This is a genomic window from Leucobacter sp. M11 (assembly GCF_035726885.1).
Taxonomy (GTDB): domain Bacteria; phylum Actinomycetota; class Actinomycetes; order Actinomycetales; family Microbacteriaceae; genus JAPFRB01.
This window is the reverse complement of record NZ_JAPFRB010000003.1, coordinates 471884-472323: the sequence shown is the minus strand read 5'-3', so window position 1 is coordinate 472323 and position 440 is coordinate 471884. Positions and strand designations below refer to the sequence as shown.

General features: G+C 77.3%; 1 protein-coding gene. It reads right to left on the bottom strand.

All coding sequences use genetic code 11. From position 1 onward, the window contains the following. Nucleotides 1–440, bottom strand: a 440-nt coding sequence (locus OOT08_RS10585; RefSeq protein ID WP_325092612.1) for a hypothetical protein, incomplete at both ends; no start/stop codon positions are given.

Below are 440 nucleotides of genomic sequence, written 5' to 3'. Positions count from 1 at the left end.
GAAGCGGGCCGGTCCCGGCCACGGGCTCGCCGGAGGCGAGCACGCCGCTCGCGGGAACGCCGAGCGCGGCGAGGAGCGCGGGATCGCGCTCGTCTGGCTCAGCGGCATCGTAGGTGCGGCGACGGCGCGGGCCGTCGGGGCTCTCGGCGTCTCGCGCGGCCTCAGCATCCCGAGCGGCGACGGGCGCCTCGTCGGGCTGCGCCGCGTCCGGCGCTTCTGCGCCGAGGGGACCGAAGAGGTCATCGAAATCGTCCAGTCCCTCCTCGCGCGTTGCGGGCGGCTGTTCGGCCGTGGGGGCCGCCGACGCGGCGGAAGCACTCGGCGTCTCGGGGAACTCGGGCAGCAGGCTCGTGTCGGGGACGGCGCGCTGGCCGGAGGTCCGGGCGAAGGCCGAGCGAGGCGTGGTCGGGTCCTCCGGGGACGTGGGTGGCTCGGCGTCC